This window comes from Bradyrhizobium sp. CCBAU 11430 (assembly GCF_028128855.1).
Taxonomy (GTDB): domain Bacteria; phylum Pseudomonadota; class Alphaproteobacteria; order Rhizobiales; family Xanthobacteraceae; genus Bradyrhizobium; species Bradyrhizobium ottawaense.
In genome coordinates this window covers 28,527-50,917 of the sequence record NZ_LBJV01000005.1, presented here as the reverse complement: position 1 = coordinate 50,917, position 22,391 = coordinate 28,527, and the positions used below count along the sequence as shown (strand labels likewise).

Below are 22,391 nucleotides of genomic sequence, written 5' to 3'. Positions count from 1 at the left end.
CTGTGCAAGATCCGGGAGTCGCTGCGCGAGCCGACTGGAGCGACCACCGTGGGCAGACCCAGGCGCCGCAAGCCGCACTCGAATGACCGAAGCGCAGGCTGAGGAGGGGCACGTTGATTTGGCCATCGCGATTGACGCCACCATCGGTGGGGCGTTCCGCAGCGTGTTGCGGCTTTGCCTAGGACGAGGCAGGGAGTGATCCGCGCGGTGACGGTGCTTTGGAGCCTTTGAATTTCCGCCTGTATAGGAGAAGGGCCAAGCTAGCCGATGCTCGCAGTCGTCTCGTCTCAACTTCGCGCGGCGGCTGTTCTAGCTCGAGGAACCATTAAGCGCGCCTACTAGGACTGGCAGTTTGCGAACCTGGCGGACCTCGCCCAATTAAGCGTAGTTGCGTTACGCAAGCGGCGGCAGGGGCGTGATTGCGATCGCCTTCGGCAGAAACAACAATATTGAGGTCCGATGATCGCCTTCCTAGCTGACCGGGCAAACGCCGTTACTGCCCTGGGGATCCTCTGTTCTGGTGCAGCGATGGGGCTAGTAGTGAGAGGGCACCAGGAGGCAGGAATAGCGCTCGGACTCTGGGCCATTATCGCAGATGATGTGGACGGCGAAATTGCCCGGCGCACCAAGAATCGTACAGCGGCCACCAAAGCCATTGGTAAATCTCTCGATGCGTTCTCGGACCTCATCTTTGGATCAGTCATCCCGGCAACTGTCATCGCATCTTTCATCGATTTGCCAGCATCTGCGGTATTCACAGCCTTCATGATATTGATCGGGGCTCTTCGCCTGGCATATTTCGACTATTTCGGATTAGACGATCGCGGCTATTCGACCGGTCTACCTCTCTCCTACGCTCTGCCAGTGCTTGCGGCGATCTTGCTAATTGACCACACGATCGCGCCGCTTGAGTTGGGCATCGTTCTTCCTGCTGTCTTTGTACCGCTATCGCTGCTCCACATCGCCCCGTTCAAGATCAAAGCCTCAGGCACTCTTGTGCATGTCATCACCATCTGCGTAGCGGTCACCGGGTCCGCCGGACTGCTGATTGCGAGTAGAACGGGCGCATAAGCGGTGTCGCCTAGAACGCGATAAGGCTAAGAAATGTCGAGCTTAATTGATGGCGTGGTATTTGCCGGAACCAGGGGACTTGCGACCCGCTGTCTTCTGTTTGTCATCGAGACCTGCGGCAAAGACCACATCGCGGGCATTCTCGGCGCTTCCCGGTACGAGAAAACATGGTGGCGGCATGAAACCAGTGAGGAGCTTTGGCAAGTCGCAGATCGCTTCGGGATACCGTTCTTCGAGTCGATAGACGATGTTCCTCCTCTCGGAAAATTTCTCGTCAGTGTCATGTGGAACAAGATCTTCCCTGCCCGAATCCTCGCAGGCTTTGAGCGAGGAGGCATTAATCTTCATCCAGGCCCGCTCCCTGAATATCGCGGCAGCTTTGCGCGGACGCATGCCATACTCAATGGCGAGAAGAGCTTCGGGGTCACTGTCCACTATCTGTCGGAGCGAGTGGACAGGGGCGATATTATCGGCGAGTTGCAATTCCCCGTGCTGCCTTCAGAGACAGCTCTTTCTTTAGATGCCAGAGCCCAACTTTATGGCTACGCGCTGTTCTGCCAGGTGTGGCTGCGTTTGTTGGACGGATCGGCTACCCGTCGCTCCCAAGACGTGTTGATCGCGCAAGATAAGCGCAAGCCCTGCTTCTATCCCATGCGCATGATGACCGCACTTTTGGATTCGTCGGACGTTCCACGCAGCGCCGAAGAACTCGATCGGCTCTACCGCGCGCTATATCTTCCACCACGTATCGAGCCTCCGAACTGGCTCGTGGAACGAGTCCTGACCAACGAGGTTCGGACGCTCATCCGTGGTGTCTAGCCTCCAAGCGTCAGGTTCGACTTGGCGCGCGCCGCGGCAGGTAATCCGGATTGTTTGAGATCGCGCTATTCGAGGAGGTCAACGGAGGCCAGTCTGTTGCCGGCACACTGCCGCTCGGCGACCTGACCGTGATCCTAGCTCTGGAGGGCCTTTTTGGAGCATCCGGCCTATGGAGGGGTGCCAGCGGGCCGGCGACCCGACCGCCTGGGAGCCGGCCTAGCGCATATGAGGAGGGCTAGCTGTGTGTGGAATTTGCGGATTTATCGGACGGATTACCGATAAATCAGTGACCGAACGGAACCTCGCGCGTTGCGTTCAGAGGCTCGCCCACCGCGGGCCCGACGCAAGTGGCAGTTGCGTGACGTCCTCGTTTGCCTTCGCGCATCGCAGGCTCTCTATCATCGATCCGGACCCTCGGTCAAATCAACCGTTCCTCGATGATGAGCTCGGCCTGGCAGTCACTTACAATGGCGAGATCTACAATTACCGAGACCTAAGGCGGGACTTGCTCAGGCTCGGATACCGCTTTCGCACAGAGTCGGATACGGAGGTAATTTGCAAGGCATTTGCTTGTTGGGGAATTGATAGCGTCAAACGTCTGCGGGGAATGTTTGCTTTCGCAATCCACGACCAAAAGACCGGCACAGCGTTCCTCGTCAGAGATCGGCTCGGAATTAAGCCGTTGTACTACGCTTCCGCAGATAATGGAATTGTCTTTGCCTCACAGCCGTCAGCCATCCTGCATTGGCCGAGAGTCCGCTCAAAGCTCGATCCGGTTGGGCTATCAAGCTTCCTCTCCTACCGTGCCGTCTTCGGCGAGAGGTCGCTGTTTGCAGATATTCAAAAGCTGCAACCTGGCACCTGGCTGAAGATCACAGCGCAATCGCACGAGCATACGCGTTGGTGGGATCCTGCGCGCATCGATGATAATGGTGATTGCAGTTCTCTCGAAACGTTGATCGGCAGCGCCGTGAAGGAACATTTGGAGGCCAACACCCCAGTCGCTGCGCTGCTTTCCGGAGGGCTCGATTCCAGTGTCTTGGCCTTCGAGCTTTCAAGGCAATCTTCACAAAAGCCGACATGCTTTACTGGGGTCGTATGCGATGATGAGTACGATGAAAGCGCCTATGCTGTCGAGGTCGCTAAATCCCTCAAGCTCGCCCACGTCTTGGTTCGGCTGCCCGGGGCAACTAGCCTGGATGTCGTTAAGCGCCTTACCGCATTACGTGGTCATCCAGTCGGCATGCATAACGAGGCGGCGATGTATTTGCTCGCGCTGGCGGTCGGCCACTCTCACAAGGTTCTCCTGACCGGCGAAGGTGCCGACGAGATATTCCTTGGATATAGCCGGATCTTCAGATTGTCCTTCGACCTTCGCCGACAGGCAGTGCTAGCCGCTTTGCCTGACGTCATTGGCCGCCCGGCGCGACGTCATATCGGCCTTCCCAAGTTCAAGGCGAGCGAATTCGACCTCTTTCTTGCGCGGTACACTTACTTTCCCCAAGCCGAGAAGCTGCAGCTGGGGACACCGACATGGAGAAAGGAGATTGTTCACGATGCGGATTTGATCGATTGGATGAATAGCGCCTACCATTCAGGCGGCGCCAGTCCGGTCGAGCGCATAAGGCAATTCTTTGTACGGCATCATTTGCCGGCGCTGCTGGAAATGGTCGACAACACCACAATGGCAGCCGGGGTGGAGTCTCGAGTGCCCTTCACAGACCATCGTATCATTGCGTTGGCTCTGCGCATGCCGTTCTCCGAACATCTGCGCTGGAAGCATGCCTTCGCCCCGTTTCAGGCGGCCTTCACTTCGATTGAGAAATTTAGCGAGACGCTTGACGTTTCCAAGGCCGCTCTGCGCACTCTTTACAGAGATCGAATACCCGCAAGCGTGATCACGAGAAAGAAGCTCGGGTTTCCGTTGCCGTTAGGTAAGTGGGCGACAGACCAGAGCTCGGCGCCGTTTCGAGATTTAATCTTCAAAGACTGTCCCGCGATCGCCGATTATCTCGATGTTGGCGCTCTCCGACGATGGTATGCACGCCACTCTCAAGCGCCCAACGATAGATTCGGAAAACAACTTTGGTTGATCTGCAATCTAGAAGTCTTCCTTCGTGAACTATCTTCATAGATCTTTGTAGGATTGGATGCGTGGGGCGAAGGCAATCCGGAATTCCGCACTCATCAGCAGTAAGCGTCGAGCAGATCAGTACGGAGCGGGAGGATGCCAGAGGGCGAAATGGAGAATGTGTGGACGCGCGATCGTGCGATCCAGTGCGCATGATGCGTTCTGAGGGCAGCTGGGACTGCGGTGAACTAGACCTAATGCATTTAGACACGAGTGGAAGGTAGTCGACCATGATTGCGGCCTAACCGTTCGTGCCTCCGGAAAACCCATGTGAGACTAACGCGCTGTAGGAATGCAGGGTCGGCCATCCTGATCGCTGGTTATGCTACTGTCGGACGCGGCGTATACCGGCGCTGCCCGACCGATGGCACCGATTGAATCAGCTGATGGTGGCTATGTTGGGCTTTTACCGGCTACCAAAATACATCAGCGTTCGGGACCAGAAACGCTCGGCGAGTCAGGCCGAAGTCGAGCGCTAGCACGAATCCTGGGCAGCGGAAGCGCAACATTCGCCATTTTTGGAAGTCCAGCAAGAATGACCGCCCTTTCCCGGTCGGGACCGAACTCCGTCATGCTGGCAAAGCTCTCGTGGTCGACGCGCGTGGCAGCATCTGCCTCGGCGGGATCTTTGAGAGGATCATTGAAGAACACGCAATTGGGGTCGGCCCCGGTCACCACCACCCAATGAGTGATGGTTTTACCTTCGAACTCGATGCTGACCATCACGATGGGATACCACCCCGCCGCCATCCATTTCGAGAGGTCATCGGGGCTGTAAGTGCCAATATGAACAGGGATGCCGCGCTGGTATGCTTCGGCGAGATCTCGCTCCTGGAGAATCTGCATCACCTCTACCTCGCCACCTTGTGAAGCGCGAGACTGAAGAAAGAGCCCATCATGGCTCACGACTACGAGGGTTGCGAAGCCGCGGCGTTTGAGAGCTAATGCCAGACCAACCGGCCCGCAGCCGCCGTGAATGGTCGTTGCCTCGCGCCAGATCTCGAGCTCAGCTGTTTCATTCGGCTGATATCGCTGGTCCAGCGCGGACATGACCATCATCAGGGAAGATGGTCCACAAGTGAACTTCCTCTTTTGCCGATACAGAGGAACGTTCCTGACCAGTTGATTGGTTGAGCTTTCGAAGTCCGGACGAGACATGACGGCACCTTAGATGGATGTGAAAGTTAGCGAGGTCTCATCTGGCGCAGCGATTCGCTGATTGTCATGAGTGCGATCGCTGTCGCTGCGATGACGAGGCCCGGCGCGAGCGCGATCCACCATGCGGTCATCAAATAGTCTCTGCCGAATCCCACCATATTACCCAAGCTGGACATCGGCGGTTGTATCCCCAGTCCCAGAAAGCTCAGGGTGCTTTCCAGGAGAACCGTCTCGGTGAGCCCAAGGGTCATGCCGACCACGATGGTAGGTGCACAGGCAGGCAGAATATGCCTTGCGTAGATATGGACCCGCGAAGCATTGTAGGTCCGCGCCGCCGTCACATGGAGCCGGTTGCGGACCGTCAAAGCCAGTCCTCTCGCGATGCGGGCGTGGCGCTCCCAACCATGCAAGCCCACAAGGCACACAAAGAGTGCCAGGGAATTGCCAAATATTGTTATGACAAGGAGTGCGGTGATCATGAACGGCACAGCAGCCTGCATATCGACAAGCGCCATGACCCCTTCGTCGATCAGTCCGCCAAGCTCGGCAGCGAGAAAGCCCAATGAAACGCCGAGCAGCGTACTGATGAAGGTCCCGCCAGCCGCAACGAGCATGCTGATCTGGATCGAATATATCAAGCGAGCCAGCACGTCCCGGCCGAGCTCGTCGGTGCCTAACAAATGTTCCAGCGCGCCGCCGAAGAGCAGTGGTGGCGAAAGCCGTGCATCCAAGGAGATCTGTGCTGGATGATAGGGGGAGATCACCTGGGCCAGTGCGGCAATCAACAGACATCCGACAATCCATATGGAGGCACCATAGAATCCTATTTTGGGTAGCCTTCGCGGAACGCGCCCGTCTTTCGACGAACGAAAGACGCTCCAACTCCAATCACGCGCCCAGACGGTACTCATCTATGTCTCCGAGGAGTTCGACCGCGGATCGAACCAGGTGTAACCGAGATCGACGGCCAGGTTGGTCATGATCATCGCAGTGCCAGCAAGCAGGACAATTGCCTGGACCACTGGAATATCTCTGCTTCCGACGGATGTGACGAAGAGATTTCCGATACCGGGCCATGAGAAGACCGTCTCGACGACCGTCGAACCAGTTACCGCTCCGCCGATGAGGAGGCCAAGTATGGTCAGGATTGGCACCGCCGCATTGGGCAGTACGTGTTGGATCAATATCCGCGAGAACGGAATGCCGCGCACAAACGCAGCCAACACATACTGGCTATCCAGCGATTCACGAACGGCCACGCGCGTGTAGCGAGCAAGCACGGCCGAGCTTGCGGCCCCCATGGTGACTGCCGGCAGAGCCAAGCTGCGCCAGCTTTCAGCCCCGCCGGTCGGCAACCAATTGAGCTGAATTGAGAACACCAGCATCAGGACGATTGCCAGGAAGAAGCTGGGAACGCACAATCCCACGAGGCTCGCGATCGTGCACGCACGCCCTATGAAGCTCGATGGAAACACCGCGGCAGCTATTCCTCCCGCAATGCCCGTGACCGCTGCCAACGTAAGCGCAGAGCAGGTGAGCATCAGCGTCAACGGAAGGTGGCTGAGGACGACGCCGAGTGCATCCTGTCGGTAAACGTAAGAAACGCCTAAGCTGCCTCGGACGACGTTATGAAGATAGGCCAGGTATTGTACCAGGATCGGGCGGTCGAGCCCCAATTCGCCCGAGTATGCGGCGCGCATGTCGGCGGTCGCATCCGGCCCGAGTAAGACGGTTACGGGATCGCCCGCGCAGCGCATAAGAATGAATACGCTTGTTACCATCAGAACAAGCGTGACAAGTGCGCGGGCAATTTTGCTCGCAAATACCTTCTGGGCTTTTCGCCTCATGCAGCTATCACCTCTGCGCCGGCAAGTGCCGACGCCCTATTGGCTGCGAACAAGGCTTTGAAGTTAATGATTCCATTTCCAGGCCGAGTTCAGAATTGGGCACCGCCCTCAGCAGGGACTTCATGTAATCTGTCTTCGGATCGAGCAGGACCTGTTCGCGTGAACCGCTCTCAACGATGGTTCCGCGCTTTAGGACGTTGATCTCTGAACAGAGATAGGCGACGGATCTGATATCATGGCTGATGAATAAGAGGGAAAGACCCCGGGTCTCCCGCAGATCCGACAGGAGGTTCAGAATCTGAGCTTGAACGGTCATGTCGAGTGCGGAGACGGGCTCATCACAGATCAGAACCTCGGGATCGAGAATAAGCGCCCGCGCTATATTGACCCGCTGCGCCTGTCCGCCGCTTACCTGATGTGGCAATTTGCCGAGGATCTCACCCGATAGGCCAACGGCGGAAATTGCTGCAGCGAGCCGAGCCTGACAACCGGAAGACTTCATTTTGAAGTTCACAAGCAGGGGCGCGATAATTTGTTTCCCGATCGGGGTGGCTGGGTTCAGTGCGTCGATAGGGTTCTGAAAGACAGGTTGGACACGGAGGCGGAACGTAGCCAATCGAGCCGGCGTCAGCAGCTCGCCATCGAAAAAGATCTGGCCCGCTTGTGGCGCTGTCAGCCCAAGCAGAAGCTTCGCAATTGTGCTTTTGCCACTGCCGGACTCCCCAATCAGCCCATGGGCTTCCCCACGACGGATGCTCATGTTGATCTTGGTCAGCCTAGCGCCGCCAAGGACCGCCGCATTGGAGCGGCGAGCAGCCGGGTAACAAAAATCGATATTGCGCAGCTCGAGAATGGGCTCGGTGGACGGGCGCGGTGTGCGAACGGGAGGTGGCCCGATTGGCAACGTCATTCATGCCTCCAAGTTGTGGCATGCCACCACTTGTTGTGGATTGCCCTGCAAGGGGGGCCTTGTGTGTCGGCAAATCTCCATCGTTCCGGAGCACCGAGATGCGAAATTGCAGCCGGCCTGGCGCTGAGTAGGTTCAGGGAGGCTGCCTGCAGGGCTGTGTAGACGGCGGTGATGCCGTGAAAGCGGGGGCACGGCGGAGAATAGCGCGCGCGTATAGGGGTGCAGGGGAGTGCGACCGACAAGATCGGCGCCCCCGATTTCGACCAACTGGCCGGCGTAGAGAACGCCGATGCGATCCGACCGCTGCAGGGCAACGCCGAGGTCATGGGTCACAAAGAGGATTGCCATGTCTGAGCGGAGCCGTTCAAGCAAGTCAAGGATCTGCTTTTGCGTGGTTACGTCGAGAGCTGAGGTCGGCTCGTCTGCGATGAGAAGCTTCGGCTTCATCGCGAGCGCCATTGCAATCATGACGCGCTGATTCATTCCGCCAGACATTTCGTGCGGATATTTTCTCATCGTCTCTCTGGGGTCAGCGATCCCCACATCGCAGAGCAGACTTGCAGCTCTTTCGCTCGCCTCTCGCTTGCTCAAGCCGCCAATCATCTGGACGGTCTCGCGAAGCTGGAATCCAATGCTCCGGACGGGGTTAAGATATAGACTTGGCTGTTGGTAGATCATCGCGCGCAGGCGCCTATCGACATCGGTAAGAGGCCTGCCTTCGATGTGAATGTCGCCGAGCCATCTCAGCTCGGAACTTGCTACTCCCATGATGGTCGAACACAGGACGCTTTTTCCGCTGCCGCTTTCGCCGACAAGCGCGAAAAACTCACCTTTCCGCACCTCGAACCGAACGGCATCCAGGAGGCGCGTCTCGGGCCGGTCTGCAAGAATAACAGTCAATCCATCAATGCTCAGGAGCGGCGGGCTCCCAGCCGCAATCGCTGGGCGCCCGGCATTCCCGTGCTCAAAGGTTTGGACATAAGACGCTTCAAGTGCATGCGAAGTGGTTTGGTCCATGATTCCACCTTCCGAGCAGACAATATTCTTCTACGTCTGGCCCAAGGCGTTCTCGGCTAGATGTTGATTGCGCCTGGCCGAAAATCCATCAAACCCGTCGGCGTCGGTGCCCACTTGATGTTGGCGCGCTTTCCGAAGAACTCGCCAAGCGAATGGAGCACCGTTCCTGGTGGATCAATCTCGTCGAATATGTCGAGCATCTCTTGATAGGCGGCTCGTCTTTCTACCGCATCCTGCGCCGTCAGCAAGATCGTCTCCAGCACGCTGAATCTGTCGTTGCGCCAATACCCACCCCTCTGAAAATTGCTTTGAGACCCCCAGCGCGAGACGAACGAGGCGGTGGGGTCGGGGTAGTATGTTCCATCGGACGAGTTGTTCACAGCGCGATCCAGACGGTCTTCCACCTGTGCCCAATTCTCTTTCATTTGGATGTCGACGTTCAGGCCGGCAGACCTCCACATCGCTGCAATGGCTTGAGTTTCGATAAGCTCAGCCGTGTAATAATTGCCGACTGTTTTGAAAGGAATTGCTGCCCCGTTATAACGGGCTTCGGCAAGAAGTCGCTTCGCCTCTGCCGGATTGTACCGGGGGATTGACCGGTCAGGATTGTAGAGAACGCCGTAAGCAGGATGTTGATGGGAGGGCGGCACACTTATGCGCTTGCGCCAAATGCTATCGACAATGGTCTGCCTATCGATCGCAAGGTTCATGGCGCGCCTTATGCGCGGATCCCGCAGCACCTCGTTCGTGGTCGAATCATAGACCAGCGTGCGGAAGGACATCGTGTCGCCTCCAACCACGTCCAAACGGTTGTCAGCCGCGAGGATATCGAACTGATCCGGCGCTACGGTCGTGACAATATCGAAGTCGCCGGCGCGAAGGCCGGCGACGCGTGCCGCCGGCTCGCGCACCATCCGAAACTCGATTCCCTTCAGCGGCGGCCTTCCACCCCAGTACCCGTCGTGCGCCTCAAGGCGTATGTAGCGGTTTTCGACGGCCTCAACGACCCGGTAGGGCCCCCGCCGCTATGGGAGCTCTGGCCCATTGATCAAACGTCGCCGCCTTCAGATAGGCCGATCTCGAGACGATGCCGGCTCCATAAGAGGTCAGGCGTTTGACAAAAACAGGATCGGGCGCCTTGGTGCGAAACTCGACAGTATGTCGGCCGGTTGCCCGCACCGCGCTCATCGATGGAAAGCTGATTTGGCCAACGCCAAAACCCGGACTGTCCTTTGCGAGCATACGCTCTGCACCAAAAGTAAATGCGACGTCCTCTGCCGTTAGCTCTTCGCCATCGTGGAAGCGAACGTCTTTCCGCAGAGACACGCGATATGTGGTGCTGTCGAGGGCTTCGATGTTTTCAGCCAACATCGGCCGAATCTGCCCGTTGCGCTGATAGTCGATTGCAAAGAGCTTGTCGTAAATACTCTCGAGTACCCGGAAGCTCACGAGCGCCGTAGCACGGGGATGGAGCGGATCGAGCTCGACGCGCAGATCCTGCATTGCAATCCGCAGTGCCGTTCGGCCAGCGTCCTGGGCAAAGACAGAGGTCGATGGGAGCAAGCTCAGCCCGCCGACAAATCTGAGAACCTCGCGTCGGTTGCGAACAGTCATTGAACATCCTTTAGTAGCATCAGCTATCGATTGCGGAGCTTCTGGACCACGTGCTCACGTTTGGGCAGGGCGGGACTCGCACAATGTTTTTCTGCGGGGCCGTTCGAGTACTGTGAGATATAATTCACACCATGTGACACCATCATGACAAACCTAGGTGCCTAGGTAGCGCTGGACAAGAAGGCTGCCACTCCCGTAGGTTGGGGCTGCGGAATCGGAGCGGGAAGGTGGCCAAATGAAATTTGTAATTGTGATGCTCGATGGCCTTCGTCCTGACCAGCTAGACGACGCAGTCACGCCGAATCTCGCCGAGCTGTCCAAAATCGGCCTTCGACTTGACCGCCATACCTCATCTTTTCCCAGTGAGACGCGGGTTTCATCGGCCGCGCTGGCCACGGGCGGACATAGCTCGGCTCATGGAATCATCGGCAACCGTTTTTGGGCAAACGGTCGGTCCATCGACGGATCTTCGCTCTCGGCGCTCCTGACGCTCGGCAGCGAACGCGGTGGCGTCCTCACCGCCACTACGATCGGCGAAGTCTTGGCGGCTCATGGTCGTGCGATGCTGACGATCGGATCTCAGTCGCAGGGCTCTTTTGGACTTTCGAGCTGGGGCAGTTGGCAGGCTGGTGCGCCGGCGTTCTGGGTTCATGACCCATCGAATTTCAGTAACAACGCGGCCGTTCGCCGGATTGCGTCATGCTTTCCGGTGCTCCCTGCCGACGAGCGGCCGGCGCGTGCTACCATTGAGCGTGTCGTCGATCTATTCTTTTCATTTCTCACGAAAGCAGCGCTTCCGGAGGTCAGCCTGCTGTGGCTTTCGGAGCCGGACATTACATATCACATGTTCGGACTTCAGCATCCTACGGCCCGTGAGGTGCTCCACGAGGTCGATCGGCAATTTGGACGCATTTTCGCTTGGTGGAGCGAAAAAGGAGAGCGAGAGGGAGTACAGCTTATTGCTGCATCCGATCACGGGCATGCCATCATTGGAGAAAAGGTCTCCGTATTGAACCACCTGCAGCGGTCGGGATTCAAGGTCGGATACGAGCTCACGCCCGACGTAGACGCCGCAATATCCGCTCAAAGGGTTGTCAACATTTGGGTCCGGGACAGAGAAGGCCATCTTCTGACAGAGATGTATCACAGCCTTTCCGAGCAGCCATGGTTTGGCGTGGCTTTCTCACGTAAGGCCGCTGATGGGTCTCCACTTGTCGCCAACACCCTCCCGCTTTCGGCTGTCATGGCCGAACACCAACGAAGCGCGGATCTGTCGTTTGTTCTCGCCGATTGCAGTGCGGCCAATCGGAACGCTCCGCCCGGCGCCGTGTACTACGATGGAGCCTATCCGATCGGCGTTGGCATGCACGGCGGGCTTTCGGCGCACGAGCTGTCTTCATTATGCATCCTTGCTGGCAATGGCTTTAAAACCGGAGTTGCTGCTGTCCCAACCAGCATCGTTGACCTGGTACCGACGATCCTTTCCAGCTTGAGACTGCCGCTACCGTCGACAGTGCAGGGCCGTATCATTCATGAAGCTTTGCAAGATCGCGAGGACGGAGGTCAGTATGATGTCGAAGATGCGAGCGTCTCAATTGCCTCTTCAGCGGGCCGGGCAACTGTCTTCCGGGAGCGTTACGGACAGCGTCTTTATCTGAGGGGAGCGGCCGTAACGCGGCTGGCGGAACCGAAGAACGATCGACCGGACGCTAATCCGACGCAGTTGAACACCTGAACCACGGACTATTTGGCCTATGTATCAAGGAAAGCGCTGGGAATTTGTTCGATCGAACATCGAAGAAGCTATTGCGTCGAGCCGATTTCGGCCAGGCGAAAAGCTTCCGAACGACGTCGAGCTTGCTCTCAAATATGGTGTCAACCGGCACACTGTAAGATACGCCATTCGGAGACTTGAGCAGGAAGGATTGCTTCGTGTCGAGCAGGGGAGAGGCACCTTCGTTGTCGAACATCCAACACCCTATCTTCTCTCCCCTCAAACCCGGCTGACCGATAATCTCATCTCGCAAGGCCGCTTGGCACGTCGTAAGATCCTGTCTGCTGCAACGGTACCGGCAGACGATCGGCTGGCCGGCTACCTCGACTTGCAGGCCGGTGACGATGTGCTGCGCATCGACACGCTCAGTTACCAGGACGAGATCCCGATCGTCATCGCGCATAGCTACTTTCCGGCGAAACGCACTCCCGGACTGCTGGACAAATTCTCTGGCACCAACTCGATCTCGACAGCTCTCAGGCGCATCGGAATTGACGACTACTCGCAGCAATGGGTGACGATAAGTGCGCGTCTGCCCTTCGCCCATGAAGCGCGCCTGCTGGAAATGTCCACTTCGGCGCCGGTCTTCATCAAAGAGGGCCTTGATTGCTCCGGCCGTATTCCGATCAAATTTGGCGAGAATGTACTTTGCGCACCAAGAATTAGCTTCAGATTCGACTTCAAAGAGATTAGTTCCGCGGAGCAGTCGCTTGCAGGAAAGTCTCGATCCGGAAAAGCGCAAGCGAGCAAATCGAAATCAGCTGCCTCCCTCAAGGTCTAGGTCTCGTCCCATTCCCGTGGTCAAAGCGGCTGGGCGCAAAATGACTGTTTCGCTACCACCATCGCTTGGGACGTGTTTTTACATTGTATGCCGGACGGGCCCTTGCGTTCTGCTAAGACCATAGGCGCCGCTTTGATTGCGGCGTCCGTTCTAGGCCGTTCTTACCTGCCGGGCGTCAGAGGCAGCCGCGAATGTCAAAGACGCGCAGCGACAAACCTTCCGTGACCGTCTTGAACTTCACCCTGGCCGATAGGATCAAACGTAGTCGGCTTCTGCGAAGATGCGCTCGGCGGTACGGAGATCTTCCGCGTCATCGATTTCGTACCACCTGAGACCATCGCATCTCACCGCAGCAAGCAGCAGGCCTCGTGTTTCCACGAGATAGGAAAGAAGCTCCTCGGTGTAGGCCTGGGTAGCTCCGGCCCTGATCATATCGTCTAGGGCCGGAATGACCTCTGTCCGCAGAGTAGACGCGGACAGCCGTAACAGATTCATCGTCTTGTAGAGAGGGGGCCCACCCGCGATAAGATCTCGCCCTGTTTGCTTCAAGCGAAATTCTGAGATAAAGCCAACATCTGACAACAGGACGGCCGATCCCTGCATCAGCTCATGGAAGGGAGCGACAGCAGCAGCGTTGGGCGCTTCAGTGATGATCAGCTGCCGCAATACATTTTCCTCGAAGAAGACGTCGCCCTCAAGAACAAAGTAATCTCCGGAAAGGAGTGCGTTACGCGCCAGCCAGAGCGAATAGGCGCTGCCAGTACGGTCGTAAACGGAGGATTCGATGTAGTTAATCGTAACACTGCCAAAGCGGCTGCCGCAGGCCTTTTGGATCGCCTCTTTACGATACCCCACAACGATCGTTACGTGTTCCACGCCAAGACACCCAAGGTTATGTAGCGCGTTGTACAGTATGGGGGTGCCATGGATTTGGACTAGAGGTTTTGGGCTTAGCTCCGTGAGCGGCCGTAGACGAGAGCCCATTCCAGCGGCAAGAATGAGAGCATGCTTGGGAACATTCATTGGCATTTCAATTCGCTTTCTTCATCCCGCCTATCGCTCTGCAAGCATCGTGAACGCCTCTGTTAAGTGTCAGGTGCCGCAGACTTGTCAGACCACCCCAAAGAGTGAAGGAGGTAGGCGTGACGGTGTATACACTTGCATTAGCCGCTGTGTGTGCCGTAGGCAAAGCTGTTTTGCTATGTCGAGAGCCTCTCCAGGAGTTTATGTCACTGCCAGTTGCGTGACACTGGAGCGGGGCCGACGAAAGGTGAGGGACTCATCGCAGATTTTGAACAAAAGAAGCTTCAGGTGACAAACCCTGCTGCCATGGACTAGCGGGGCTGCAGATACTGCTTTTCGGCCACGGCGAGTTCGTCATACCTCAGGAGCTCGAATATCTCGCTGAGCGGTGCGATCTGAGGCTCAATGCTCGCAACGCTCTCTTGAGCTGCGATACTATCGCAGACGCGCCGCATCGCAGCTGCCGCAGCTCTCATGGAGTGATTGGCCCAGACGACCGTGGAGATGCGCGCATCCCGATAGGCTGAGACTGGCGTTCGATAGTATGTGGTCGGAACGATCACGACCGGTAGCCGGCTCCGCCACTCGGTGACGAACGAAAGCATCTCGTCCGCGGTACTCTTTCGTGAATGAATCAAGATAGCATCGGCTCCCGCGTCGGCATAAGCGTGAGCCCGCAAGATAGCTTCGTTCAATCCGTGCCCGGCAATCAGCGCCTCGATCCTGGCCACGAGAACAAGATTTTCGGCGACTGCATCCTTTGCAGCCCGCAGACGACCAGAGAATTCATCGATATCGGCGAGCGGATGCCGCTCACCAATGAGCGAGTTCAGCTTCGGGAAGCAGCTGTCCTCAAGCGAGACGCCTGCCGCGCCAGCCTGACGAAGTTTCCGTGCGAGCAGGCGAGCATTGTTGAAATTGCCGAAGCCGCCATCCCCATCAACGAGCACAGGTAGCTCTGTCGAGTCCACTATGCGCTCGACGCTCTGGACGAGCTGGCTCCATGAAGCTTCATTGGCATCACGATAGCCCAGCGAGCTGGCAATCGATAGACCAGACGCCCAGAGCCCCTTGAACCCTGACCGCTGTGCGATTGTGGCGGATAGGCCATCATGCGCTTCCATCAGAAACGAGAGCTCATCATTCGAGCAGACCTGGACATGAAGCATTTCGGCAGGCGACGGCCGCGCGCATTGATGAACTGCGGTGGGCCGAACGGCTTGTGGTTGATACTGCATGCCTAAATCCTGTAAGCCGACCTAGATTGCCACCAACGTCACTGCTCATATCGTTTCGGCGTGATGCCGCTCAATGACCAGCATTGGTAGTTTATTGGGACGGCAAAGGCTTGCATGATCGCCATAGGAGGCGCGCCGAACGCAAAGCTTTCGCTATGGGTTGATTGGCCTCGCGCCTAAGGCTGGAAAGAAGGGCTTGGATGCAAAATGAATGACCTGGGTTCGCGAGCCCGTGCTACTCCCCGAGAGAGAATTCCCACACTCCTTCGGGGGAGGAGTGCTTAGGGAAAGCGTGATATCCGGCTCACATAGATTTAGACGCAAATATCGACAGCCACCTTGTCGTAATGCCGCCGGCGGATTGACGACAATGTCGAAAGCCCGTCGATAGGGCTACAGCAGGATGGCAGCCTCATGCGAATGCAACGGCAATCGCCGACGAACTTGTCCGGATTCGCCGATACCTTGCAGGCGCCACTGAGTGGTATGGCATTTGCTGATGCCATTCCTGTTCTGTCGAATCCAGGAGAAAATCATGGCGGATGTGAAAAAGGGTGTGCTGTCGGAACCAGAGAAACAGTGCTTGCGATGGATCGAGCAGGGGAAGTCATCCTGGGAGATCGCAGACATCCTGAACGTGAGCGAGAACACCGTCAATTTTCATGTCAAGAATGCGATGCGAAAGCTGGAAACCTCCAGCCGGACTTAATGCGTCGTCAAAGCGCGACGTCAGGGTATTATCTAAGATGACGGCATCGGTTCCGTTGCCCCTAATGCAAATATGGCGAAGTGTTAGGCACAACTTTGGGTGGCTCCGGCGGAATGTGAAGCAAATTACGGGCCCGCAGCTGTTTATAAGGGTGTGCTTCTATTTCGTCGCCGATCGTCACGGGGCGCCGTGGACCACCAGGGGAGGTGAGATCGCGGCGCAAAACGCTCTTGAAAGCTCGAGGGTCTGTCGGATCCCTGTGTTAATGTTCTGATCGATCCGTCCCCGTGCTGCGGACGCGGCGGTCGGATGCGTGTCCCAATTAGGAGGCGGTCGTAGCGGTTTAGGTACTAAAGTCGTTGTCATCGGAAAGGCTGTGTAGACGGCCTAGGCCGGGCACGAAGACGGCAATGATAGTCCGTGAACCGATTTTCGAAAGCGTGCTGTTAGACGTTGCCCATACTCTAGCGCTCTGCGCGCTACCAAGTGCGGGCAATCCTCACGAAGCGTAGCTGGCTCTATGAGCAACCTCTTCGCTGACCTCCAATGCGAATGTTCGGTTCTTCCGATGATGTAGCGGATTCGAGATAAGCTAAACTTGTTTGCGGCGGAAGCCGCGATCCGGGTATCTCTGGAAAGGCAGGCGACTCCGAAGTCAAGCTGACTGAGTTGGACCACGACCAGAGGGCGCCATCAATGATGTGCAAAGTTGCAGTATCCACGGGGAGGCGAGGTGTGCAACGCGACTACAATCGTTGCGCAATGTAGAGCTCATATGCATTCTCCGCGAGGTGGATACGACAGGTGCCCAGAATTGCTGCTGATGATTTCGCCATTTTGTTGCGCAGAAGAACCTGATCTGGTGCTTGTATGTTGTTTGTTGGCTCAATCCCAAGACGTGTTGCAGCGTAGGTCGTTTCTTGGGCATTTTACTCTCACGTCGCGTGCGCAATTCTCCCGGCAGTCTGTTAACGAATCGAGTTGTCGGCGTGACTTCGTGTGTTGCGCAAGGAAAGAGCTCCTCCAGCTCGGCAATGCTTGCAGCCGACGGATCGGAGATCGCCATGCATACCACCCTTAGCATGATGTCTGTCTGGCTGCTGATCAATGCGCTGATCGTTGTCCTGATGATGCCCGTCGACAAGTCTGCCCGGTGACGCCAACCAGGAGAACCTCGCATGCGGAGGTAAGCAGCATCGCTGCGTCCCAGTCTTGCCACTGAAGATCGAAAGATGCTGGCGCTGTCTCACAGGCTGTCCGCCGACACGCTGTGATGTCCGCTTGGCAACCAATGGCGGCAACGGAACACGGTCGTGCAGCCCCCGAACGGCTGAAACTTGCGACTCGTTAGCCGGCACGCAGCTTGCAGTAAGCGGCGCATGACATCGCGCAGGCCGCGCTATGTCATGCGCTTCCACGGTTTCCGCCGCGTCTGCTTGACGCGCCAGGGCCGGCCAGCGTGCCCGCCGATCTTATCGGGAAAAAGTCCATGAACACGCCACCACTCCTGTCCGCGGTGTTGCCTCCGATTGCTTGCTCCACGTCCAGGGCGCTTTCACAGGAGCGAACGGATGCGGCGGTGACTGACGACCCATTCCTTTGGCTCGAGGAGATGGAAGGGCGAGGCGCGTTGGCTTGGGCTCGCGGCGAGAACGAGAAGACGCTCGGGGTGCTTCAGTCAGATCCTCGCTATCGGCGCTTCTACGAACAGGCGCTCTCCATCTTGCAGGCCAAAGATCGAATCGCAGATGTTCCATTCGAAGGGGGCGGTTTGGAGCAGTTCTGGCGAGACGAGAATCAGGTGCGCGGCGTCTGGCGGCGCACCACGCGTGAGAGCGATCGTAGCCAACACCCAAAGTGGGAAACCATCCTCGACCTGGACGCCTTGGCCGCCGCCGAAAACAGAAATTGAGTCTTTCAAGGTCACAGCGGCCTTCCGCCTGAAGAGCGCCGTTGCCTGATTAGTCTTTCCGATGGCGGAAAGGATGCCGTGTCCATACGAGAGTTCGATCGCGCCGCCAAGACCTTCGTCGCGGACGGCTTTCATCTCCCCGAGGGCAAGCAGGACGTCAGCTGGGTCGATGGTGACACCCTCCTTGTTGCACGGGACTGGGGCGAGGGGACTTTGACGCAAGCCGGCTACGCTTTTGTGGTGAAGGAGCTCAAACGTGCTCAGCCGCTCAGTGAGGCTCGTGAGATCTTTCGGGGCGAGCCCACCGACGTTGGGGCGTCCCCCTTCGTGCTTCGTGACAGCGAGGGTCATATTCATGCGACCGGCGCCGCCCGCGCAATCAGCTCTGTCGAGTCCGAGTATGTGGTCTTCCGCCCCGATGGGCCCGTCAAGCTCAATCTGCCGAAGAAGGCCGAGATCGCCACGCTCGCGTGCGGCCGCCTGCTTGTGAAACTTGATGAGGACTGGTCACCGTCCGCGGGCATCTGCTTCACGGCCGGCTCGATGATCTCGTATGACCTCGATGAATGGAAACAGGATCCGTTGCGCGCCAGACCATCGCTCGTCTTTCAGCCGGGGCCCCGGCAGGCACTGAGCGAGTTCACTCACACAAGGAACTTTTTGATTCTGACGATCCTTGAGAACGTTCAGAGTAAAGCGTTCCTCTACAAGTACGATCAGGGAGCTTGGTCCGCGACACCGATCCCACTGCCGGAAGATACAAATGTCAGCCTGTCAGCCACCTACGATGAAGCCGACCGGGTCATATTCACCGTCTCGAGCTATCTCAGACCAACCTCAGTTTGGTCTTTTGATGCCGAACGCAAAAGCTTGGAGGAATTGAAGAAGGCACCCTCTGCCTTCGATGCGTCGAACCATGTCGTGGAGCAGCTCGAGGCCATTTCGCGTGATGGCACGTCAATTCCATATTTTCTGGTGCGGCCCAAAAACGCAAGGTTTGACGGCACTATCCCGACACTTCTCCATGGCTATGGCGGTTTCCAGGAGTCGCAACTGCCGTCTGATCCGGGACCGATGGGGCGGCTATGGCTCGAACAGGGCAATGCCTATGTCGTTGCGAACCTGCGCGGGGGCGGTGAGTTTGGTCCACAATGGCACCAAGCGGCCCAGGCGGCAACGAAGCAGACGACATGGGATGATTTCATTGCCGTTGCCGATGACCTGATCCGTCGGAAGATCACTAGTCCGCGCCAGCTGGGCGCGATTGGCGGCAGCCAGGGCGGCTTGCTCGTTGGCGCCGCGATCACTCAGCGTCCCGAGCTCTTCAACGCGGCGATCATCGAGGTGCCGCTATTCGACATGCTTCGATACACCAAGCTGGGCGCGGGAGCCTCCTGGATCGGCGAGTACGGTGACCCCGCCATTGCCGAGCAGCGTGCGTGGATCGAAGGCTACTCGCCATACCAGAAGCTGGTGGCGGGCAAGACCTATCCCGCTCCCTTAATTCTTACCTCCACCAAGGACGACCGCACGCATCCGGCGCACGGCCGCAAAGCTGCCGCGAAGCTCGCCGCGCTGGGCCAGCCTTACTTCTATTACGAGAACATCGACGGCGGACATAGCGCCGCGGCCAATCTCGTGGAAGATGCGCGTCAACTCGCCCTTGAATACACCTATGCATCGAGGCGGCTTTGTTCTGAGTAAGTTCGGCGGACGGGCTGATCGAAGTCGATACCTAGAGACCATTGGTTATCTCAACTCCTCACATTGCTCATCTGAATTCATGGAACGCAAGGCGAGAGAGCTGATGAAGGTGGGAGGGCTCGATGAAGCTCGTCAGATGCGCAAATTACCGGTCTGAACAGCCTCCGCCGCTGGCGAGCGGATTTCCTGGCGTCCCAAGCACAACATGACGAGCTGGAAGTAAGTTGCCAGATGGGCTTCCTTGATTGAGGATTGTCAATCCGCGCCATGCCTGCATTGAGCTACGTGACATGCCCTGATCAACCATCTATTTCTCGTACGGTGAAGTCGCTACGCAAGCGGTCACGGATGCGACCAATTGCTTATTCCTCCGCGCAGTCGCCGTCAGAGGCCGCGGCGACGCAGGAACGGCAGATCCAATCGACGCACAGCGTGACGCAGCAGTCGCCTCGGCTGCCACCCCGGCTGCGAAGCGCGCGGCACTTAACTCAGGTAAAGTGCTATCGTTCTCACGCAGCATAGATCCAAATCGACAGCGATTGTTGATGGCCTGGAATGATTGTCTTTCCGCGGTGAGAAAGCGTTTGCGCAGGGTTGCACAATATTGTCTGCCAACTGCACGAGCGGGCGGTATGACCCCGACACATTTCGCGATCGTCAAAACTTCTATTAGGACGCTACTCATTCGCCAAACGTGAGGAGGTCGCCACATCGAGTGGACGCCAAGGACCATGTTTCGCTCGACGGATGAGGGGGGATTCCCTCCCGTCGTCATCGATTTCCAAAGAACCGAGTTGGTATTGGCAGCAGAATTCCCCATCGGTAACTTTCCGGGTCGCCCAACCGGCCTTTGTCTTAAAAGTTCCCGCTCGGTAACCTTTTTGCCTCTTCATATCGGAACTGCGTAAAAAATCCCGCTCGGTAACTTTTCGCTGGACATTCCCCGTTTCAGCTCATAAAGTTCCCGATCGGTAACTTATGACGAGAGGAGCTATGAACACGCCTCCAAAGGGTACTTCCCCCTCATGGGGAAAGGACGCTCCTGGCGAGACCGGTGTCGCGCGCCAAGCCGCCGAGTTCGCTGCAGCATTCGGTCGCCTCATCCAGGAAGAACGCAAACGCCAGGGCCTCCGGCAGGACGAGCTGGCCATGGTGAGTGGGACAGGAAAGCGCTTCATCGTCGACCTCGAGGCCGGAAAAAGCACCTGTCAGCTCGGGCGCAGCCTGCACGTGGCAAACGTGCTCGGGCTGCGCATCGAGGATGTTCTCAAGGACGCCCAAGCCCGCCGCGCGAACACTTCCGAGACACCGGACATTCCCGAGAGCGAGGAGGAGGAGCCTGATGGACCGTCTTCCGGTTTACTTTGAGACGCGAGAGGTCGGCTGGATCACGAGCGCTGACGAAGCGTCAGGCTTCACCTATGCCGAATCCTGGCGCGGGCTGACCGGCGCCTTCCCTGTGTCGCTCACCATGCCGCTCTCGCGGGCGTCCCACGATGCCTCGGCAATTCTGCCATGGGCGGCAAATCTGCTGCCGGAGAACGCAACTCTCGGGATCGTAGGTCATATGCTCGGCAAGTCGCCGGCCGATGTCATCGGTCTTCTTGCCGAGATGGGCCGCGACACCGCCGGCGCGCTCTCCGTCGGACAGCCTGGCACCGGGCTCATCGCCGGAAAATGGCGAGAGATCCCCGACAAGGCCGCGCTCGAGCGCATCCTCAATGAGCTACCCCACAAGCCCTTCCTCGTCGGCGAAAATGGCGTGTCGATGTCGCTTGCCGGTGTGCAGACGAAGCTCGCCGTCGCTCTGGATGGCGACACCCTGTACATACCGATCGACGGCGCGCCATCGACCCACATCATCAAGCCCGATGGCGAGCACTTACCTGGCGCCGTCCAGAACGAGGCATTCTGCCTGACGCTCGCGCGCATGATCGGAATCCCGACGCCGAAGGTGACGACCGGAACGGCAGGCGAACGTAGCTACCTGCTGGTTGAGCGCTATGACCGCCGTCATGACGGCAAGAGGTGGCGGCGGCTGCATCAGGAGGACTTCTGCCAAGCCCTGGGCCGACCGCCAGCTGCCAAGTACCAGAGCAACGATAGAGGCCTAAAAGGACCATCATTGGCCGACATGGTCGGCGTGACCCAGCGCCACATGACAGCACAGGAGACCGCCCGCTTCGTCGACCTTGCCATCTTCAATCCAATGGTGTGGAACACGGATTCCCACGCCAAAAATTACTCGCTGATGCTATCGGCGCGCGGCGCCGCCATGGCGCCAGGCTACGACATCGTCTGTGCGGCGCCATATCCGAAGATCACACGCAACATGGCGCCGAAGATCGGCGGGCAGAAGCAGGCTGATCAGCTTGGACGCAACCACTGGGAGCGCTTCGCCATCGACTGCAAGCTCTCTCCAACACAGACGTTCCGCCGCGTCTCCGAGATTGCTCAGGCCGTGACACACCATGCAATGGTGGCGAAGGCCGAGGTCGAAGCCATGCCTGCCCGCGGCGATCCCGTCCTGGACACTGTCGTGGAGGCGGTGATTTCGCGCGCGCGCGGCTACCTAGAGCGCCTGAAGCAAACGGAGCCAGCGCCGAAAGGCGCGGCAGCCCTATCGCCCTAGCATTACAGTTGCTATTTTCGGTGAGTTCTGGGTGGGACCATGTTCGGAATC

At 57.7% G+C, this 22,391-nt stretch carries 18 protein-coding genes and 1 pseudogene; 10 read left to right on the top strand and 9 right to left on the bottom strand.

Features of this window, described 5'->3' with window-relative positions; translation table 11 throughout:
* The first annotated feature begins 459 nt into the window (after nucleotides 1-459).
* From XI04_RS03105 to asnB, 3 genes are all read left to right on the top strand, one after another.
* A complete protein-coding gene (locus XI04_RS03105) occupies nucleotides 460-1,071 on the top strand; it encodes a CDP-alcohol phosphatidyltransferase family protein (protein WP_271623380.1) in 612 nt (203 codons plus the stop codon).
* Nucleotides 1,072-1,104: 33 nt separating this feature from the next.
* Nucleotides 1,105-1,890: a formyltransferase family protein gene (locus XI04_RS03100; RefSeq protein WP_271623379.1), complete on the top strand. Its 786-nt coding sequence runs from the start codon at nucleotides 1,105-1,107 to the stop codon at nucleotides 1,888-1,890.
* Nucleotides 1,891-2,131: 241 nt separating this feature from the next.
* Nucleotides 2,132-4,024, top strand: coding sequence for an asparagine synthase (glutamine-hydrolyzing) (gene asnB, locus XI04_RS03095; RefSeq protein ID WP_271623378.1), 1,893 nt, complete (start codon nucleotides 2,132-2,134; stop codon nucleotides 4,022-4,024).
* 423 nt (nucleotides 4,025-4,447) lie between these two features.
* On the opposite strand, the gene XI04_RS03090 is transcribed toward asnB, so the two are convergent.
* The 7 genes from XI04_RS03090 to XI04_RS03060 are packed head-to-tail and all read right to left on the bottom strand — an operon-like array spanning nucleotide 4,448 to nucleotide 10,567.
* Nucleotides 4,448-5,179, bottom strand: a complete 732-nt coding sequence (locus tag XI04_RS03090; protein WP_271623377.1) for a peptidase C39 family protein — start codon at nucleotides 5,177-5,179, stop codon at nucleotides 4,448-4,450.
* Nucleotides 5,180-5,205: 26 nt separating this feature from the next.
* Nucleotides 5,206-6,090: an ABC transporter permease gene (locus tag XI04_RS03085; protein ID WP_271623376.1), complete on the bottom strand. Its 885-nt coding sequence runs from the start codon at nucleotides 6,088-6,090 to the stop codon at nucleotides 5,206-5,208.
* On the bottom strand, nucleotides 6,091-7,026 hold the full coding sequence (locus XI04_RS03080) for an ABC transporter permease (protein ID WP_271623375.1): 936 nt from the start codon (nucleotides 7,024-7,026) through the stop codon (nucleotides 6,091-6,093).
* Nucleotides 7,027-7,033: 7 nt separating this feature from the next.
* Nucleotides 7,034-7,936, bottom strand: coding sequence for an ABC transporter ATP-binding protein (locus XI04_RS03075; protein ID WP_271623374.1), 903 nt, complete (start codon nucleotides 7,934-7,936; stop codon nucleotides 7,034-7,036).
* Nucleotides 7,937-8,953, bottom strand: coding sequence for an ABC transporter ATP-binding protein (locus tag XI04_RS03070; RefSeq protein WP_271623373.1), 1,017 nt, complete (start codon nucleotides 8,951-8,953; stop codon nucleotides 7,937-7,939).
* 56 nt (nucleotides 8,954-9,009) lie between these two features.
* On the bottom strand, nucleotides 9,010-9,933 hold the full coding sequence (locus XI04_RS03065) for an ABC transporter substrate-binding protein (RefSeq protein ID WP_271623491.1): 924 nt from the start codon (nucleotides 9,931-9,933) through the stop codon (nucleotides 9,010-9,012).
* Between the two features lie 19 nt (nucleotides 9,934-9,952).
* Entirely contained in the window at nucleotides 9,953-10,567 is a 615-nt protein-coding gene (locus XI04_RS03060) for an ABC transporter substrate-binding protein (protein ID WP_271623372.1), read from the bottom strand.
* A 235-nt stretch (nucleotides 10,568-10,802) separates the two neighbouring features.
* On the opposite strand from XI04_RS03060, the gene XI04_RS03055 reads away from it, so the two are divergent.
* Complete coding sequence (locus XI04_RS03055; protein ID WP_271623371.1) at nucleotides 10,803-12,302, top strand: alkaline phosphatase family protein; 1,500 nt, start codon at nucleotides 10,803-10,805, stop codon at nucleotides 12,300-12,302.
* 19 nt (nucleotides 12,303-12,321) lie between these two features.
* Complete coding sequence (gene phnF, locus XI04_RS03050; protein ID WP_271623370.1) at nucleotides 12,322-13,122, top strand: phosphonate metabolism transcriptional regulator PhnF; 801 nt, start codon at nucleotides 12,322-12,324, stop codon at nucleotides 13,120-13,122.
* A gap of 255 nt (nucleotides 13,123-13,377) precedes the next feature.
* On the opposite strand, the gene XI04_RS03045 is transcribed toward phnF, so the two are convergent.
* Both XI04_RS03045 and aepX read right to left on the bottom strand, forming a co-directional pair.
* Nucleotides 13,378-14,151, bottom strand: coding sequence for a phosphocholine cytidylyltransferase family protein (locus XI04_RS03045; RefSeq protein ID WP_271623369.1), 774 nt, complete (start codon nucleotides 14,149-14,151; stop codon nucleotides 13,378-13,380).
* Between the two features lie 305 nt (nucleotides 14,152-14,456).
* Nucleotides 14,457-15,314, bottom strand: a complete 858-nt coding sequence (aepX, locus tag XI04_RS03040; protein ID WP_271623490.1) for a phosphoenolpyruvate mutase — start codon at nucleotides 15,312-15,314, stop codon at nucleotides 14,457-14,459.
* Nucleotides 15,315-15,918: 604 nt separating this feature from the next.
* Between aepX and XI04_RS03035 the strand changes: the two genes are divergently transcribed.
* The 5 genes and pseudogenes from XI04_RS03035 (at nucleotide 15,919) to XI04_RS03015 (ending at nucleotide 22,340) form a co-directional block, all read left to right on the top strand.
* Complete coding sequence (locus tag XI04_RS03035) at nucleotides 15,919-16,092, top strand: helix-turn-helix domain-containing protein (RefSeq protein WP_271623368.1); 174 nt, start codon at nucleotides 15,919-15,921, stop codon at nucleotides 16,090-16,092.
* 1,489 nt (nucleotides 16,093-17,581) lie between these two features.
* Nucleotides 17,582-18,880 (top strand): annotated as a pseudogene (locus XI04_RS03030) (S9 family peptidase); the annotation flags it as partial.
* A gap of 45 nt (nucleotides 18,881-18,925) precedes the next feature.
* Entirely contained in the window at nucleotides 18,926-19,708 is a 783-nt protein-coding gene (locus XI04_RS03025) for a prolyl oligopeptidase family serine peptidase (protein ID WP_271623489.1), read from the top strand.
* A gap of 993 nt (nucleotides 19,709-20,701) precedes the next feature.
* Nucleotides 20,702-21,076: a helix-turn-helix domain-containing protein gene (locus tag XI04_RS03020; RefSeq protein ID WP_442868187.1), complete on the top strand. Its 375-nt coding sequence runs from the start codon at nucleotides 20,702-20,704 to the stop codon at nucleotides 21,074-21,076.
* Entirely contained in the window at nucleotides 20,970-22,340 is a 1,371-nt protein-coding gene (locus tag XI04_RS03015) for a type II toxin-antitoxin system HipA family toxin (protein ID WP_333914754.1), read from the top strand. The genes XI04_RS03020 and XI04_RS03015 overlap by 107 nt, the downstream gene beginning before the upstream one ends.
* Nucleotides 22,341-22,391 lie beyond the last annotated feature (51 nt).